Annotated in this window: 17 protein-coding genes; all 17 read left to right on the top strand. The window is 72.4% G+C overall.

Annotated features, from left to right (window positions below; genetic code table 11):
• A partial coding sequence (gene pyrG, locus FJ251_07025) for a CTP synthetase (GenBank protein ID MBM4117487.1) occupies positions 1 to 623 on the top strand: 623 nt, incomplete at its 5' end.
• 59 nt (positions 624 to 682) lie between these two features.
• Positions 683 to 1,498: a 3-deoxy-8-phosphooctulonate synthase gene (locus tag FJ251_07020; protein ID MBM4117486.1), complete on the top strand. Its 816-nt coding sequence runs from the start codon at positions 683 to 685 to the stop codon at positions 1,496 to 1,498.
• Complete coding sequence (locus FJ251_07015; protein MBM4117485.1) at positions 1,485 to 2,045, top strand: phenylphosphate carboxylase subunit delta; 561 nt, start codon at positions 1,485 to 1,487, stop codon at positions 2,043 to 2,045. Before FJ251_07020 ends, FJ251_07015 begins: the two co-directional genes overlap by 14 nt.
• Positions 2,038 to 3,039: a KpsF/GutQ family sugar-phosphate isomerase gene (locus tag FJ251_07010; GenBank protein ID MBM4117484.1), complete on the top strand. Its 1,002-nt coding sequence runs from the start codon at positions 2,038 to 2,040 to the stop codon at positions 3,037 to 3,039. Before FJ251_07015 ends, FJ251_07010 begins: the two co-directional genes overlap by 8 nt.
• 196 nt (positions 3,040 to 3,235) lie before the next feature.
• On the top strand, positions 3,236 to 3,829 hold the full coding sequence (lptC, locus tag FJ251_07005; GenBank protein MBM4117483.1) for an LPS export ABC transporter periplasmic protein LptC: 594 nt from the start codon (positions 3,236 to 3,238) through the stop codon (positions 3,827 to 3,829).
• On the top strand, positions 3,826 to 4,560 hold the full coding sequence (gene lptB, locus FJ251_07000) for an LPS export ABC transporter ATP-binding protein (GenBank protein ID MBM4117482.1): 735 nt from the start codon (positions 3,826 to 3,828) through the stop codon (positions 4,558 to 4,560). Before lptC ends, lptB begins: the two co-directional genes overlap by 4 nt.
• Before the next feature lie 15 nt (positions 4,561 to 4,575).
• The gene (gene rpoN / locus FJ251_06995) at positions 4,576 to 5,955 is read left to right on the top strand and encodes an RNA polymerase factor sigma-54 (GenBank protein MBM4117481.1); all 1,380 of its coding nucleotides are present in this window, start codon (positions 4,576 to 4,578) and stop codon (positions 5,953 to 5,955) included.
• 182 nt (positions 5,956 to 6,137) lie between these two features.
• Complete coding sequence (gene raiA / locus FJ251_06990; protein MBM4117480.1) at positions 6,138 to 6,689, top strand: ribosome-associated translation inhibitor RaiA; 552 nt, start codon at positions 6,138 to 6,140, stop codon at positions 6,687 to 6,689.
• A gap of 10 nt (positions 6,690 to 6,699) precedes the next feature.
• Positions 6,700 to 7,683 carry an HPr(Ser) kinase/phosphatase gene (gene hprK / locus FJ251_06985; protein ID MBM4117479.1) on the top strand — a complete coding sequence of 328 codons (984 nt, stop codon included), beginning with the start codon at positions 6,700 to 6,702 and terminating at the stop codon, positions 7,681 to 7,683.
• A 66-nt stretch (positions 7,684 to 7,749) separates the two neighbouring features.
• Positions 7,750 to 8,139 carry a hypothetical protein gene (locus FJ251_06980; GenBank protein ID MBM4117478.1) on the top strand — a complete coding sequence of 130 codons (390 nt, stop codon included), beginning with the start codon at positions 7,750 to 7,752 and terminating at the stop codon, positions 8,137 to 8,139.
• Between the two features lie 260 nt (positions 8,140 to 8,399).
• Complete coding sequence (locus FJ251_06975; GenBank protein MBM4117477.1) at positions 8,400 to 10,718, top strand: DUF1926 domain-containing protein; 2,319 nt, start codon at positions 8,400 to 8,402, stop codon at positions 10,716 to 10,718.
• Entirely contained in the window at positions 10,631 to 11,017 is a 387-nt protein-coding gene (locus FJ251_06970) for an HPr family phosphocarrier protein (GenBank protein MBM4117476.1), read from the top strand. The genes FJ251_06975 and FJ251_06970 overlap by 88 nt, the downstream gene beginning before the upstream one ends.
• Positions 11,007 to 12,788 (top strand): phosphoenolpyruvate--protein phosphotransferase, encoded by a 1,782-nt coding sequence (ptsP, locus tag FJ251_06965; GenBank protein MBM4117475.1) that lies wholly within the window; start codon positions 11,007 to 11,009, stop codon positions 12,786 to 12,788. The genes FJ251_06970 and ptsP overlap by 11 nt, the downstream gene beginning before the upstream one ends.
• Positions 12,785 to 13,882 (top strand): hypothetical protein, encoded by a 1,098-nt coding sequence (locus FJ251_06960; GenBank protein MBM4117474.1) that lies wholly within the window; start codon positions 12,785 to 12,787, stop codon positions 13,880 to 13,882. The genes ptsP and FJ251_06960 overlap by 4 nt, the downstream gene beginning before the upstream one ends.
• Positions 13,873 to 14,886, top strand: coding sequence for a nucleotidyl transferase (locus tag FJ251_06955; GenBank protein MBM4117473.1), 1,014 nt, complete (start codon positions 13,873 to 13,875; stop codon positions 14,884 to 14,886). The genes FJ251_06960 and FJ251_06955 overlap by 10 nt, the downstream gene beginning before the upstream one ends.
• A 20-nt stretch (positions 14,887 to 14,906) precedes the next feature.
• On the top strand, positions 14,907 to 16,076 hold the full coding sequence (locus FJ251_06950) for a methionine adenosyltransferase (protein ID MBM4117472.1): 1,170 nt from the start codon (positions 14,907 to 14,909) through the stop codon (positions 16,074 to 16,076).
• A 12-nt stretch (positions 16,077 to 16,088) separates the two neighbouring features.
• Positions 16,089 to 16,241 (top strand): adenosylhomocysteinase (locus tag FJ251_06945; protein ID MBM4117471.1); only part of this gene is annotated, 153 nt, incomplete at its 3' end.

The following is a 16,241-nucleotide window of genomic DNA, read 5'->3' as shown; positions in this document are numbered from 1 at the left end:
GCCTCGACGCGGCAGGCGCGGCCGCCGCGCTCGAGCCGCTGGACGGCCTGCTCGTGCCCGGCGGCTTCGGCCATCGCGGCGTCGAGGGCAAGATCGCGGCCATCCGCTGGGTGCGCGAGCGCGGCCTGCCCTTCCTCGGCATCTGCCTGGGCCTGCAGGCGGCGGTGGTCGAGTACGCGCGCCACGTCGCCGGCCTGCCCGGCGCCGACAGCACGGAGTTCGATCCCCAGTGCGCGGCACCCGTGATCTGCCTGATGGAGGAGCAGAAGGGCATGGTGCAGATGGGGGGCACGATGCGCCTGGGCGCCTATCCCTGTCACTTGCTGGCGGGCAGCCGCGCCGAGGAATCCTATGGGCATAGTGAGATCTCCGAGCGCCACCGGCACCGCTACGAGGTGAACAACGCCTTCCGCGAGAAGCTCGGCCGCGCCGGCCTCGTCTTCTCGGGTCTGTCGCCCGACGGCCAGCTCGTGGAGATGATCGAGCTGTCCGCACACCCCTTCTTCGTGGCCTGCCAGTTCCATCCCGAGCTGAAGAGCCGGCCGCGACGCGCGCACCCGCTCTTCCGCGCGTTCGTGGCCGCGGCACGCGCCCGCCGCTTCGGCGAGGTGCGCGTCCCGTGAGCGCAGGCGCGAACGCGAACGGCGAGGGCCGGGCGCCGGCCGGCCGGCGGCGCTTCGCCATCGGTGGCGCCGCCGTCGGCGCGGGCCGGCCGCTGCTCATCGCCGGGCCCTGCGTGGTCGAGGGACGCGGGATGCTCGTCGACACGGCGGGATTCCTGGCCGAGCAGGCGAGGGCGATCGGCTGGCCGCTCGTCTTCAAGGCGAGCTACGGCAAGGAAAACCGACTCTCCGGCGCCAGCTTCCGCGGCCTGGGGCGCGAGGCGGCGCTCGCCCTGATCGGCGAGGCGGCCCGCGGCGCTGGTCTGCCGGCGCTCACCGACATCCACCAGCCGGAGGAGGCGGCGGTGGCCGCGGCGGTCGTCGACTGCCTGCAGATCCCGGCCTTCCTCTGCCGGCAGACGGCCCTGCTCGAGGCCGCCGGGGCGACCGGGCTCGCCGTCAACATCAAGAAGGGTCAGTTCATGGCGCCGGCCGACATGGCCTTCGCCGCCGAGAAGGTGCGGGGGGCCGGGGCGGACCGGGTCCTGCTCACCGAGCGCGGCGCGAGCTTCGGCTACCGCGATCTCGTCGTCGACTTCCGCGCCTTTCCGCAGCTCGCCGCCGCGGGCTGCCCGGTGATCTTCGACCTCACGCACAGCCAGCAGCAGCCGGGCGCCGGCGGCGGCGCCTCGGGCGGGACGCGCGCCTACGGCCGCGGCCTCGCCCGCGCCGCCCTCGCCGCCGGGGTGGACGGCCTCTTCCTGGAGGTGCACCCCGATCCGGCGCGCGCGCAGAGCGACGCCGCCACCCAGCTCGACTTCGCCGCCGCCGCGGCGCTCCTCGCGGATCTGGCCCGGTTCTGGGCCGCCCTGGAGGCCGGCAATGCCCTTCCCTGATCCCCCGGCCGCGCTGGGCGCGCGCCTCGCGCGCCTGCGCCTGTTCATCTTCGATGTCGACGGCGTGCTCACCGACGGCACGCTGGGCGGCGGCGAGCCGCGCAGCCGGCGCTGGCACGTGAAGGACGGCTTCGGCATCTATCTTGCCCACAGGAGTAGCTTGGGTGTCGCCCTCTGCAGCGGCAACGACCATGCCGAAATCCGCGAGCGCGCCGAGCGCCTGCGCATCCAGCACCTGCGGCTGGGTCGCCTGGACAAGGCCGAGGCCGTGCGCGAGCTGCTCGCCGAGACCGCCTGCGCGCGCGGGGAGGCGATCTTCGTCGGCGACGACCTCTTCGACCTGCCCGGAATGGCGGCCGCCGGTCTCGGCGCCTGCCCGGCCGACGCCGCCGCGGAGCTGCTCGAGCGCTGCCACTGGCCCCTGGCCAGCCGCGGCGGCCACGGCGCCGCGCGCGAGGTGATCGAGGGCGTCCTGCGCGCCCGCGGCGAGTGGGAAGCGCTCGTCGCGCCCTTCCTGCGCGCCGGCGCGGAGCTGGGCGATGACTGAGCCGCGGGCCGCGCGCGATCTCGAACGGGGGCGCGAGGTCTTCGCCGCGGCCATTGCGGCGCTCGGCGCGATCCAGGCCCGCCTGGGTCCCGAGTTCGCGCGCGCGGTCGCGCTCGTCGCCGCCTGCCGCGGCCGCGTCGTCGTCACCGGCATCGGCAAGTCGGGGCACGTCGCGCGCAAGCTGGCAGCGACGCTCAGCTCGACGGGGACGCCGGCCGTCTTCCTGCATGCCGCCGAGGCCACGCACGGCGACCTCGGCTTCCTGCGCGGGGAGGACCTCTGCATCATGGTCTCCAAGAGCGGAGCCGGGGAGGAGTTGCTCGGCTGGCTGCCCTTCCTGCGCGCGCAGGGCTGTCCGCTGGTCGCGATCTGCGGCAACATCGCCTCGCCGCTCGCCCGCGCGGCGAGCGTGGCGCTCGATGCGGCGGTGGCCGAGGAGGCCTGCCCGCTGAACCTCGCCCCGACCACGAGCAGCGCGGCGGCGCTCGTCATGGGCGACGCCCTCGCGCTCGCCCTCCTCGAGCGCCGCGGCTTCGGCGCCGGCGACTTCCTGCGCCTGCACCCGAGCGGCGTCCTCGGGCGCCGGCTCAACCTGCGCGTGGCCGACCTCATGCACGAGGGCGAGGCGCTGCCCGTCGTCACGGGCGAGACCAGCCTGCGCGAGGCGCTGCTCGTCATCATCGGCAAGGGCCTGGGCATGACCTGCGTCGTCGAGGCCCCGGGCGGGCCCCTGCTCGGCGTTCTCACCGACGGCGACCTCAAGCGCCTGCTCGTCGACTCGCCGGCCACGGCGACTCTGCTGGACCGGCCCGTGGCCGCCCTCGCGACGCGGCAGCCGCGCTGCGTCGGGCCGGAACTCCTCGCCGCCGAGGCCCTGCGGATCATGGAGGGGAACCGGCCGGGACCCATCACCAGCCTCGTCGTCACCGACGGCGCGGGCGCCCTGGTCGGGGTGATCCATCTCCACGACATCCTGCGCGCCGGTCTGAGCTAAGCGCCCACCGGGAAAGCGCTTGCTCGCTCCGCACGCGCCCGGTGGGCCGAGCGCGTCGCGGCGCCGGCTGTCAAGAAGTTTCTCCCGGCATACCGCAGTTCCTGGCATATGGATTGCTTGACAGGCAGTTCCCCACTGCCTATTCTCCCTCCACGCGACAGCGGACCCTGAGTGCAACCTCTTGCGAATCAAGCGAATGAGGTCCATGCCCGAGCGCCGAGCAGTGCGTCTGCCCTCTCCGCCGGCGACGGCCAGCCGCCGCCTGGCGACGCTTTGCGGCCTGCTCCTCCTGGCCGGCTGTGGGAGCGAGGTCCAGCCCCCGGAGCTGGAGTCGCCCGCGGCGGGGCCGGATCAGGTGCTCTGGGACTTCACGACCACCGAGGCGGACTCCGGGCGCCTGGCCTGGATCTTCCGTGCCCGGCAGGCGCTGGTCTTCCAGGCCACGAAGCGGATTGAGTCGCGCGGTATCCGTGTCGATATGTACGGCGAGGACGGCGCGCTCAGTTCGACCCTCAGCGCCGACTCCGGGCTCATCGATCAGCGCACGGGCGCGATGACGGCAATCGGCAGGGTCCAGGTCGTGAGCGCCGAGGATTACGACCTGCGCACGGAGGTGCTGCACTGGGATCGCGAGCGCGAGCGCTTCCACACCGAGGCCTACGTGGAGGTCCGCCAGGGCGAGAACCTCTTCACGGGCTACGCCATGGAGTGCGATCGCCGCTTGGACCACCTGCGCATTGCGCGCGAGCCGCGCGGGCTCATCGTCCAGGACGAGGAGGTGGAGCCGTGAGCGGGGAGCGGGCGGTCCTGCGCGGGGAGGCTCTGGTCAAGGCCTACGGCCGCCGGCGCGTGGTCGACGAGGTCTCGCTGCAGCTCAACCAGGGCGAGGTGGTCGGGCTGCTCGGGCCCAACGGCGCCGGCAAGACGACCACCTTCTACATGATCGTCGGCATGATCCGGCCCGACCGGGGGCAGGTCTTCCTCGACGCGGCGCCGATCCACCGGCTGCCGATGTACCGCCGCGCCCGCCTGGGCCTCGGCTACCTCAGCCAGGAGGCCTCGGTCTTCCGCCGGCTCACCGTCGAGGACAACCTGAAGGCCATCCTCGAGACGGTGCCGATCCGTCCCGCCGAGCGCAGGGAGCGCCTCGAGCGCCTGCTCGTCGAGCTGCGGGTGGCGCACCTGCGCCGCAGCTACGGCCACCAGCTCAGCGGCGGCGAGCGCCGGCGCGTCGAGATCGCGCGGGCGCTCACCACCAACCCGCGCTTCATGCTGCTGGACGAGCCCTTCGCGGGCATCGACCCGATCGCGGTCAGCGACGTGCAGGCCATCGTCAGCCAGCTCAAGGCGATGGGCCTGGGCATCCTGATCACGGACCACAACGTGCGCGAGACCCTGACGATCACGGACCGCGCCTACATCCTGTTCGAAGGCAAGATCATCCGCGCCGGCACGGCCGCGGAGCTGGTCCAGGACGAGACCACCCGCCAGGTCTATCTCGGCCAGAGCTTCAACCTCTAGCGAAAGAGCCGCCCCATGGAGATGAAGATCCAACTGAAGCTCGCCCAGCGCCAGCAGCTGGTGATGACGCCGCGCCTGCAGCAGGCGCTGCGGCTGCTCCAGCTGCCGACCCTCGAGCTGGAGCAGGAGCTGAAGGCGGAGATGCAGTCCAACCCGCTCCTCGAATTCGAGGAGGACGAGGAGGAGCCCGATCGCCAGCAGCGCGAAGGGGGCGACGAACCGCAAGCGGGCAACCTCGACAGCTGGAGCGACGTCTTCAGCGACGGGTTCGAGATGCAGTACAAGGAGCAGGAGGAGCTGCCCGAGGAGGGGGTCGAGCGCGTGCCGGTGAGCCGGCTCTCGGCGGGCGAGAACCTCCTGCGCCAGCTGCGCATGAGCGCCACAGATCCGCAGCTGCTCGCCATCGGCGAGTACATCATCGGCAGCCTCGACGACCGCGGCTTCCTCACCATCGGCCTCGACGAGATCCGCAACGTCTTCCAGGTGAGTGAAGGGCGCGCGCTGGCCGCGCTGCGCCTCGTGCAGAACCTGGATCCGCCGGGCATCGCGGCCCGCAACCTGCCCGAGTGCCTGCTCCTGCAGCTCGCGGCCCGCGGCGAGGAGGACACGCTCGTCGCCCGCATCATCCGCGAGCACTTCCACGAGCTGATGCAGCGCAAGTACCAGGAGATCGCCCGCAAGCTCAAGCTCAGCGTCGAGGACGTGCAGGAGGCGGCCCGAAGCATCGCCGAGCTCGATCCGAAACCGGGCCTGGAGCTCTCCAGCGAGGAGCCGCAGTACATCATTCCCGATCTGGTCGTCGAGGAGGTGGACGGCGAGTACGTGATCTACCTCAACGATCGCCATCTGCCGCGGCTGCGCATCGCCGAGAACTACAAGGAATACCTCGGCTCGGCGAGCAAGGAGACCAAGGAGTACGTGCAGGGCAAGCTCAATCAGGCGCAGTGGCTGATCCGCACGGTCGAGCAGCGCCGGGCGACGATGGTCAAGGTGATGGCGGCGATCATCGAGGAGCAGCGCGAGTTCTTCGACCGGGGTCCGCAAGCTCTGCGGCCGCTCACCCTGCAGCAAGTGGCGAGCAAGATCGGCATGCACGAGTCCACGGTCAGCCGCGTCACCAACAACAAGACGGTCCAGACGCCCCGCGGCATCTTCCGGCTGAAGTACTTCTTCTCGTCCGCGCTCAGCACCGAGGACGGCGACGAGATCAGCGCCAAGGCCGCCAAGAGCCGCATCCAGGAGATCGTCGCCAAGGAAGACGTCCGCCGGCCGCTCAGCGACCAGAAGATCGCCGACGTCCTGCGCGAGGAGGGGCTGATGATCGCCCGCCGCACCGTCGCCAAGTACCGCGAGCAGCTCGGGGTCCTGCCGGCGCGCCTGCGCAAGCAGTTCTAGGCGCTTGCCGGATGGCCGGAACGCTGCTATGTTCGCTCTGCGCGGCGCCGGCCGCGGACCCGCTCCGGAGGTGGACGTGCAGCCTCACCGCGTCAGCCGCCGCCCATTCCCGTCCATCTGCCTACGCTCCCGACCCGACTGCCCCGTCGGGTCGTTTCGCATCCACTAGAGAGGAGTGAACGATGCAGATCGCCGTCACCGCCAAGAAGATGGAGCTCACCCCCGAGATCCGCGACTACGCCGAGGAGAAGATCGGCCGTCTGGAGAAATACCTCGAGGGCATCCTGGAGGCGAACATCCTGCTCCGTCTGGAGAAGCACCGCGCCATCGCCGAGGCGACCCTGCACGCCAAGCACGCCGATTTCACGGGCAAAGAGGACCACGACGACCTCTACGCCGCCATCGACGGTCTCTCGGACAAGCTCGAGCGCCAGGTGCGCAAGTACAAGACGCGCCACATCAGCCGCCGGCGCGGCGCCAAGCCGACCAGCGAGGCGCTGCAGGATGTGGGCACGATCACGATCCACGGCGCCGAGGCCAGCGAGGAGTCCGCCTACCCGGTGGTGAAGGAGAAGTTCATCCACCTGGACCGTCTGACGGCGGACCAGGCGATCAGCCGCATGGAAGTCCACGGCGACAACTTCTGGGTGTTCGCCGATGCCGAGCGCGGCCTGCTCAGCGTCGCCTATCGGCGCCGGGAAGGCGGCTACGGCGTGATCCGCTCCGAGGACTGACGGAGGCCCCGTGGAGACCGCCAATCTGAGCCTGCCGGTCGAGAAGCTGTTCCAGGAAACCGCCGAGCTGCTGGCCCTCACGCTCTACAGCCGCTCGGCGGTCTCCGCCACGGACATCACGGTCGCCGAGCTGAACCGACCGGGCTTCGTGCTCACCGGCTTCACGGAGCGCTATCAAGCCAAGCGCGTGCAGATCCTCGGCGGCGCCGAGTTCAGCTACCTGGAGCGACTGCCGGCGGCGCAGGTGCGCCCCGCCCTCGCCAACCTCTTCGTCGCCCCCGTGCCCTGCCTGATCATGACCCGCGGCCAGCAGCCCCTGCCCGAGCTGGTCGCGCTCTGCGACGAGCTCGGCGTGCCGCTGCTCGGTACGACCCAGCCGACGACGCCCTTCATCCGCGCCCTCAGCGCCTACCTGGAGAACCACTTCTCGCCGCGGGGCAACATCCACGGCTCGCTCGCCGACGTCTACGGCGTCGGCCTGCTCTTCACGGGGCCGAGCGGCATCGGCAAGAGCGAGATCGTCCTCGACCTCGTCGAGCGCGGCCACCGTCTGGTCGCCGACGACGTCGTGCAGCTCCTCCGGCGCGGGCAGACCGTGATCGGCCGCGGCAACGCCTTCCTCAAGCACTTCATGGAGGTGCGCGGCGTCGGTGTCGTCGATGTGCGCGAGATGTTCGGCATCCGCGCGATCCGCGTGCAGAAGCGCATCGAGGTCCAGGTGCGCCTGGAGCTCTGGGAGCAGGGCAAGCACTACGACCGCGTCGGGCTGGAGTACGAAACGAGCCCGCTGCTCGGCGTCTCGCTGCCACAGGTGATCCTGCCCATCGTGCCGGGCAAGAACGTGACGGTGATCGCCGAGACGATCGCCATGAACCACATGCTCAAGGTCTACGGACTCAGCCCGGCCGAGCGCTTTAACCGGCAGATCATGGAGGATCTCGCGCGGCAGAGCGAGGCGCGCGTCTTCCACTACCTGCAGCACGACGAGGAGTGAGGCGGACAGCTTGACTTGCCGGGCCGCCCGCCCCAGAATCCCGCCGCCCCTTCGCCCGGAGAGTCCATGGTTCCCGCGCTCATCGTCTGTCACGGCCGGCTCGGCGAGGCCTATCTGGAGGCCCTGGCGGGCATCTACGGCGACGTGGCGGGCATCGGCGTGCTCTCCAACAGCGGGCTCTCGGCCGTCGCCCTGGACGCCGCCGTCGCCGCGCGGATGGCCGAGCTCGGCGACACGGGCATCGTCTTCACCGACTACTTCGGCGGCAGCTGCGCGACGGCCTGCCTGGCCCAGCTCGCCGCTCGGCCGGGCCTGCATCTGATCAGCGGCGTCAACCTGCCGACTCTGCTCTACTACCTGGCCCATCGCCACGAGCTGGCAGCGGCGGCGCTCGTGCGGGGCATCATCCACCGGGGGCAGAACGCGATCCGCGAACTGACGCCCCCCAGCCTCTAGGACGCGCGTGGACCTCTACCTCGACGACCGCCTGCTGCACGGCCGCATCCTGCACGGCTGGGTGCCGGCCTTGCGGCCGCGCCGGATCGTGCTCCTCGCGCGGGGCCTGCCGGGACGGGCCGAGTTCGCGAGCTATGCGGAGGCGGCCGCGGAGGTCGACACCGCTCTCCACGGCTGCGACCCCTGGGCGGCGCCGCCGCCGGCGCCCGCCGCGGGGGACTTCTGGCTGACCGACGCGCCGGCCGCCGCCGCGCGCCTCCTTGCGATCGGGCCCCTGCCCGCGCGCCTCCTCATCATCGGCCTGCGCGATCCGGAGTCGCCGGTCCTGGCCGCCGACTTCGCGCCCAGCGGCGAGAACCGCCGCGCCCTGGCCGCGCTGGCCGCGCAGGGCCTCGCGGTGCTGGTCCAACGCTTCCCCGGCGAGACCGCGACACCCCTGGCCGCCCTGCTCGGCGGCCGGGCTCCGGAGGCGGACTAGCGTGGCGACCTTCTGCTTCGGCATCCACAACCACCAGCCCGTGGGCAACTTCGACCACGTGATCCGCGACGCCCACGCGCGAGCCTACCAGCCCTTCCTCGCGGGCCTGGCTCGCCACCCGCGCCTGCGCGCGGCGATGCACATCTCCGGGCCTCTCCTCGAGTGGCACCGGCGCGAGACGCCCGCCTACCTCGAGCAGCTCGGCGAGCTGGTCGCCCGCGGCCAGCTGGAACTGGTCGGGGGCGGCTTCTGGGAGCCCATCCTCACGGTCCTGCCCGAGCGCGACCAGCACGCCCAGGTCGAGCGCATGTGCCGAGAGCTGGAGGCCCTCTGCGGTCGCCGGCCGCGCGGGCTCTGGCTGGCCGAGCGCATCTGGGAGCCCCACCTGCCGCGCCTGCTCGCCGAGCACGGTCTCGACTGGGTGGCCCTCGACGACAGTCACTTCCTCGCCAGCGGCTTCGCGCCGGCCGACCTCGCCGGCTACTACTTGACCGAAGAGGAAGGGCGGCGCCTGGCCGTCTTCCCGGTCTCGATGCGCCTGCGCTACCTCGTGCCCTTCCGGCCCGTGCCCGAGCTGCTCGCCCACCTGGCGGCGCTGGACGCCCCGGGCGGCGACCCGCTCGCCGTCCTCATGGACGACGGCGAGAAGTTCGGCGTCTGGAGCAGCACGCACGCGCTCTGCTACGAGGAGGGTTATCTCGATCAGCTCTTCGCGGCGCTGACCGCGGCGCCGCAGCTCAGGCTCGCCGGCTTCTCGGAGGTTCTCGACAGCCGGCCGCCGCTGGGCGTCGCCTACCTGCCGGCGGCGAGCTACACCGAGATGGGGGAGTGGGCCCTGCCGCTGGCCGCGCAGCGGCGCGTGCACGCCCTCGCCGCGCTGGCCAAAGCGGACGGGGACGAGCTGGCACCCTTCGTGCGCGGCGGCTTCTGGCGGAACTTCTTCGTGAAGTACGAGGAGAGCCACTGGCTGCACAAGCGCATGCTCTGGTGCGGGCGGCAGCTGGCGAGCGCGCGCGTCGCGGGCGCCCTGCCCGCAGCCACCCTCGCCGAGGCGGAGGATCTGCTCCTGCAAGCCCAGTGCAACTGCGGCTACTGGCACGGCCTCTTCGGCGGGCTCTACCTGCCGCACCTGCGGCAGGCCATCCTCGAGCGCCTCGTGGCGGCCGAGCGCCTGCTGCTGCCGGCTGCCTACGCGCTCACGCAGGAAGACCTCGACGTCGACGGCCAGGCCGAACTGATCTGGTCGAGCCCGCAGGCGCGGCTCTTCCTCAAGCCCCGCGGCGGCCGCGTGCGCGAACTGGACTACCTGCCGCGCGCCTTCCCGCTCACCAATGTGCTGAGCCGCCGCGAGGAGCTCTACCACGAGCAGCTCCGCGCCCTGGCGGCGGCGCCGGCTGCGGCAGCGGGCGCCGGGGCGGCCGGCGCCCAGAGCATCCACGAGATCCTGCGCGCCAAGGAACCCGGCCTGGAAGCCTATCTCGACTACGACCCGCGGCCGCGGGCCAGCCTCGAGGAGGCGCTCTACGCGGCGGCTGCCGAGAGCCTGCCCTACGGCGGCGGCTGGTTCGACTTCGCGGCCCTCGACTTCGCCGTCGAGACCCCGGCCGGCCCGGAGGGCGAGTTGCGCCTCAGCGCGAGCGCGGAGTTCGAACCGGGACGTCGCCTGCAGCTGGAGAAGCGCCTGCGCTGGGAGGACGGCGGCGCCTCGCTGGCCGTGGCGATCGCGCTCCGCTACACGGGGCCGGGGCGGCTCGCCGCCCGCCTCGGCTCGGGCTGGAATCTGAACCTGCTCGCACCCGACGCCCCCGATCGCCGCGTCCTCGTCGAGGGCCGGCCGGCCGCGGACTGCCGCCTGCGCAGCCGGGGTTGGGAGACGGCCGACCGCCTCGAGCTCCGGGACGACTGGAGCGGCGTCAGCATCGCCCTTGCCGGGGCCGGCCTGGCGGTCTATCGTGAGCCGATCGAGACGGTGAGCCTCTCCGAGGCCGGCTTCGAGCGCGTCTACCAAGGGTCCTGGCTCTGCGTCGGCCAGGCCGTCGATCTTGGCAGCGGCGAGTCGGCGACCCTGCGCTACCGCGTCGAGCTGTCGCCGGCCGGCTGAGCCGTCCGCTGGAGGAAGGAGCGATCTTGCTGGAACGGGATCTGCAAGTCGTCAACGCGAAGGGTCTGCACCTGCGTGCCGCCAGCGAGCTGGTCAAGCTGACCTCTGCCCTGGATTGCAAGGTCACCCTCTCCAACGGCATCATCGAAGTGGACGGCAAGAGCATCCTCGGCGTCGCCGCGCTCGGCGCCGCGCGAGGCAGCAGCGTGCGCGTGCGCTGCGAGGGCGAGCGGGAGGCGGCGGCCCTCGCCGAGATCGCCGCCCTCTTCGCGCGGGGGTTCTACGAGGATGCCCCCTGAGCAGGAGCCGCGGCGCTTTCAGGGCCGGCCCGGCGCCCCCGGCGTGGCCGAGGGGCCGATCCTCGTCTACGACCAGGATCTCCCGACGGGTCCGCCCCGCCAGGTGGAGCCCGCCGCCATCCCCGCGGAGCGCGACCGCTTCGCGGCCGCGCTCGCGGCGACGGAGGCCGAGATCCTCGCCGCCCGCGCGCGCGTCGCGGAGGAACTGGGCGAGGACCATGCGCGCATCTTCGACGCCCATCGCTTCATCCTGCTCGATCAGTTCCTGCTCGACCAGACCCACCATCTGATCGGCGAGGGCTGGTGCGCCGAGACCGCCTATGCCGAAGCCTGCCAGCGGATCGTCCGCACTTTCCAGAGCCTGGACAACGGGCTGGCCGACCGCAGCGGCGACCTGCGCGACGTCGAACGGCGTGTACTCGCACGCCTCAGCGGCCGCGACGCGACCGGCTTCGGCGCGCTCAGCGAGCCGGTGATCGTGATTGCGCGGGACATCAGTCCCTCGGACGCGGCGACGATGAGCCGCGAGCGCGTGCTCGGCTTCGTCACCGAGCGCGGCGGCGAGACAAGCCACTCGGTCATCCTCGGCCGCAGCCTGGGCATTCCGGTCGTCGTCGGCGTCGACGGCCTCGCAACCGTTGCCAAGAGCGGCGACCGGCTCATCCTCGACGGGCACACGGGGCAGATCGTGCTCCACCCCGACGCGCATGCCGCGCTGCAGTTCGCGCGGCTGCGCGAGGCCTACGCTGAACTCGAGCGGCAGAGCCTGCGCTACAAGGACTATCCAGCCGAAACGCGCGACGGCCGCCAGATCGAGCTGATGGCCAACATCGAGCTCCCGATGGAGGTGCAGGCGGCCGTCCAGTACGGGGCGGCGGGCATCGGCCTGTTCCGCACCGAGTACCTGTTCCTGGCCTCCCCGAGCTTCCCGGACGAGGAGGCCCAGCTGGCGGTCTACCGCGAGGTGCTGGCGGCGGTGGCGCCGGACCCGGTGATCATCCGCAGCATGGACCTGGGCGGCGACAAGGTCTCGCCCGCCATGCGCTTCCCCGCCGAGGACAATCCCTCGCTCGGCTGGCGCGGGATCCGCTACGCCCTCGACCAGCCGGCGCTCTTTCGCACGCAGCTGCGGGCCATCCTGCGCGCGGGCGTCGCCGGCAGCCTGCGCCTGATGGTGCCGATGGTCTCGCGCGTCGAGGAGATCCGTGAAGTGAAGCGCCACCTCGCCGAGGTCAAGGCCGAGCTCGCCGCCGCGGGCCTGGCCTTCCAGAGCGACTACCAGCTGGGCGTGATGATCGAAACCCCCAGCGCCGTCGTGATCGCCCACCACCTCGCCCGCGAGGTGGACTTCTTCAGCATCGGCACCAACGACCTCGTCCAGTACTCGCTGGCCATCGACCGCGACAACGACTTCGTGCGCAAGCTCTACGAACCGTTCCATCCGGCGATCCTGCGCCAGATCAAGCGCACGGTCTCCGCGGGCAAGGAGGGCGGCTGCTGGGTCGGCATCTGCGGCGAGCTGCCCGAGGACCCGCTCTTCACGATCCTGCTCATCGGGCTCGGTCTGGACGAGATCAGCGTCAACCCCTATCGCCTGCCCGAGATCAAGCGCATCATCCGCAGCGTGACCTACGACCAGGCGCGAGGCCTGGTCAAGAGCGCCTGGAGCTACGCGACGGCCGAGGAGATCCGGCGCAGCGTCTCGCGGCTGGCCGCCCGCAAGTTCCCCGAGCTGGCCGCGGTCCTCCAGCCGGCGGAGTCCCGCGCGTGAGCGAGGTCTGGCGCGCGCGCCTGGACGAGCCCGCGGCCCTCGCGGCCACCGACGCCGGCGACATGCTGGGCCGCCTGGCCGCCTTTCCGGCGCTCCTCGCCGCTGCGCGCCGCGCGGGGCTGCCCCCGGGCTGGGAGCTGGAATCCCCGGCGCGGCGGCCGCCCGGGCGCCTGCTGATCGGGGCGATGGGGGGGAGCGCGATCGCAGGGGACCTGCTCGCCGGCTTCTACGCAGCCGGCGGCAGCGGGGTCGACTGCCAGCTCCTCGCCGTGCGCGACTACCGCCTGCCGCCCCTGCGGCCGCGCGACGCGCTGGTCCTGTGCAGCTACTCCGGCGAGACGGAGGAGGTGCTCGCCCTGCTCGGCGAGGCGCGCGCGGCGGGTCTGGCGCCGCTCGTCGTCACCGCCGGCGGGCGCCTGGCCGCCGCGACGGCCGACTGTCCCTGCTTCACGCTGCCCAGCGGCCACGTCCCGCGCGCGGCACTGCCGGCCATCCTCGGCCGCCTGCTCGCGATCGGCGCCGGGCTCGGCCTCCACGACGAGGCCGCCGAGTCGCCGGGGGAACTGGGGCCCAGCCTGGCGGCCCTCGCTGCGGACTGCAGCCCGGACCGGCCGCTGGCCGCGAACCCGGGCAAGGCGCTCGCCCTGGCTCTCGGCGAGGCGCGGCCCATCTTCTGCGCCCTGGCGCCGGCCTGGGCGGGCGTCGCCCTGCGCCTGCGCTGCCAGTTCGAGGAGAACGCGGGGCGCAGCGCCCACCGGCGCAGCCTGCCCGAGCTGCAGCACAACAGCTGGATCCCCTGGACGGCCGGCGACCTGCCGGGCCTCCCCATCTGGCTGGGCGCCGAGGCCGCCCATCCGCGCGTGCTGCTCCGGCGCCGCCACGTCGACGCGCTGCTCGCCGCCCACGGCCTCGCCGCGCTCACGATCGGCGCGCGCGGCGCGGGCCTGCTCCCGCGTCTGTTGACAAGCCTGCTCCTGGGCGACAGCATGACCGTCTACCACGCCCTGATGCGGGGCGTCGACCCGACCCCCACGCCCGCGCTCGCCGAGCTGAAGCGGCGGCTCGCGGAGTCCCGGGAGCCCGGATGCGCCTGACCGCCATCATCCCCGCCGCCGGCGTCGGCACGCGCCTGCGCCCGCACACGCACAGCCGCCCGAAGGCCCTGCTGCCGGTGGCGGGCAATCTCGTGCTCGGCCACATCCTCGACCAGCTGATCGCCGTCGGCGTCGACCGCGTGGTGCTGGTCGTCGGCTACCGCGGCGAGATGATCGCCGACTGGGTGGCTGCGAGCTACCCGGGCCTGGCCGTCGACAGCGTGCTGCAGGAGCAGCGGCTCGGGCTGGGCCACGCCGTCTACCAGGCGCTGCTGGGCGCCGACGGCGGCGCCGGCATCGCCGGCGGCCGCGGTCTCATCGTGCTCGGGGACACCATCGTGCGCGCCGACTTCGCCGGTCTGCTCGCCGCACCCGGCCACGCGATGGGGGTGAAGGCCGTCGCCGATCCCCGGCGCTTCGGGGTGGCGGTGGTCGAGGCCGGCCGCATCGTCGACCTCGAAGAGAAGCCCGCGCAGCCCCGCAGCGACCTCGCCCTGGTCGGCATCTACGCCTTCCAGGACCTCGCCGTCCTGCGCGCGGCCCTGGCGAGCGTGGTCGCGAGCGGGCGGACCACGCGGGGCGAGGTGCAGCTCACCGACGCCCTCCAGCTGATGATCGAGCAGGGCGAAGCGCTGACGCCCTTCGCGATCGCCGACTGGTTCGACGTCGGCAAGGAGGAGACCTGGCTCGAGACGAATCGCGCTCTCCTCGACGGCCTGCCCGCGCCGGCACCGCGGCCCGGCGTGCGCTTCCTGCCGCCCGTCTTCGCGCCCGCCTCGGCCCAGCTCGCGGACTGCACGATCGGGCCCTACGTCAGCCTCGGCGAGGGCTGCGCCGTCAGCGGCGGGCGCCTGGAGAATTCCATTGTCGGTGAAGGGGCGCGTGTGCGAGATTGCCTGCTCCACGACTCGCTGATCGGGGCCGACTGCCTGGTCGAGGGGCTGCGGGGCAGCCTCAATCTCGGCGACCACAGCGTCGTGCGCGGCGAGCGCCCCCCCGCCTGAAATCCAGCCAAGGAGCCACCGTGTCCGAGCGCCATCTCTTCACCTCCGAGTCGGTGACCGACGGCCACCCCGACAAGGTTGCCGACCAGATCTCCGACAGCATCCTCGACGCCGTGCTCGCCCAGGAGGCGAGCGAGGGCAAGGACCCGGGCGGCGCGCGCGTTGCCGTCGAGACGCTCGTCACGACGGGCATGGCCATCGTCGCCGGCGAGATGCGCACGGAGGTCTGGGTCGACATCCCGAGCCTGATCCGCGAGACCATCGCCCGCATCGGCTACACGAGCTGCGAGATGGGCTTCGACTCGCACACCTGCGCCGTGCTGACGAGCATCGACAAGCAGTCGCCCGACATCGCGCGCGGCGTCGACACCGGCGGCGCCGGCGACCAGGGCATGATGTTCGGCTACGCCTGCAACGAGACGCCCAGCCTGATGCCCTTGCCGATCACGCTCGCGCATCGGCTCACGCGCCGTCTCGCCGACCTGCGTCGCGCCGGGGAGCTGCGCTACGCGCGGCCGGACGGCAAGAGCCAGGTCACGGTGGAGTACGACAACGGGCGGCCCCTGCGCATCGCCGCCGTCGTCCTCTCGACGCAGCACGACGCCGCCTGGCGCATCGCCGACCTGCGCGCCGAGGTCGAGGCGCAGGTGATCCGGCCCGTGCTCGAGGCGAGCGGCTGCGAGTTCGCCGGCTACGCCGTGCACATCAACCCGACGGGCAGTTTCGTCGAGGGCGGGCCGAAGGCCGACTGCGGCGTGACCGGCCGCAAGATCATCGTCGACAGCTACGGCGGCAAGGGCAGCCACGGCGGCGGCGCCTTCAGCGGCAAGGACCCGAGCAAGGTGGACCGCTCGGCCTCCTACATGGGCCGCTACATCGCCAAGAACATCGTCGCCGCCGGGCTGGCGCGCGAGGTCGAGGTGCAGATCGCCTACGCGATCGGCGTCGCCGATCCCGTCAGCGTGATGGTCGACACCTTCGGCACCGGGCGCGTCGCGGACGCCGCCCTCACGGCCGCGGTGCGGGAGCTCTTTCCGCTCCAGCCGCGGGGCATCATCCGGCACCTCGACCTGCTGCGGCCGCAGTACGCGCGGACGGCCGCCTTCGGCCACTTCGGCCGGGAGGGCGAGGGCTTCCGCTGGGAGGACACCGATCTGGCCGCGCCGCTCAGCGCGCGCTGCGGCGGCTAGGAGGAGAACAGCATGAACACGACGACCCGTTACAAGGTGGCGAACCTCAAGCTGGCCGAAGCCGGCCGGCGCCGCATCGAGTGGGCGGAGAGCCGGATGCCGGTCCTCCTCGCCCTGCGCGCGCGCTACGCCCAGAGCAGACCCTTCGCCGGCCACCGCATCCCC

The organism is bacterium, from assembly GCA_016873475.1.
Taxonomy (GTDB): domain Bacteria; phylum Krumholzibacteriota; class Krumholzibacteriia; order JACNKJ01; family JACNKJ01; genus VGXI01.
The sequence above is the reverse complement of the archived record's forward strand: the minus strand, read 5'-3'. Positions and strand labels throughout refer to the sequence as shown.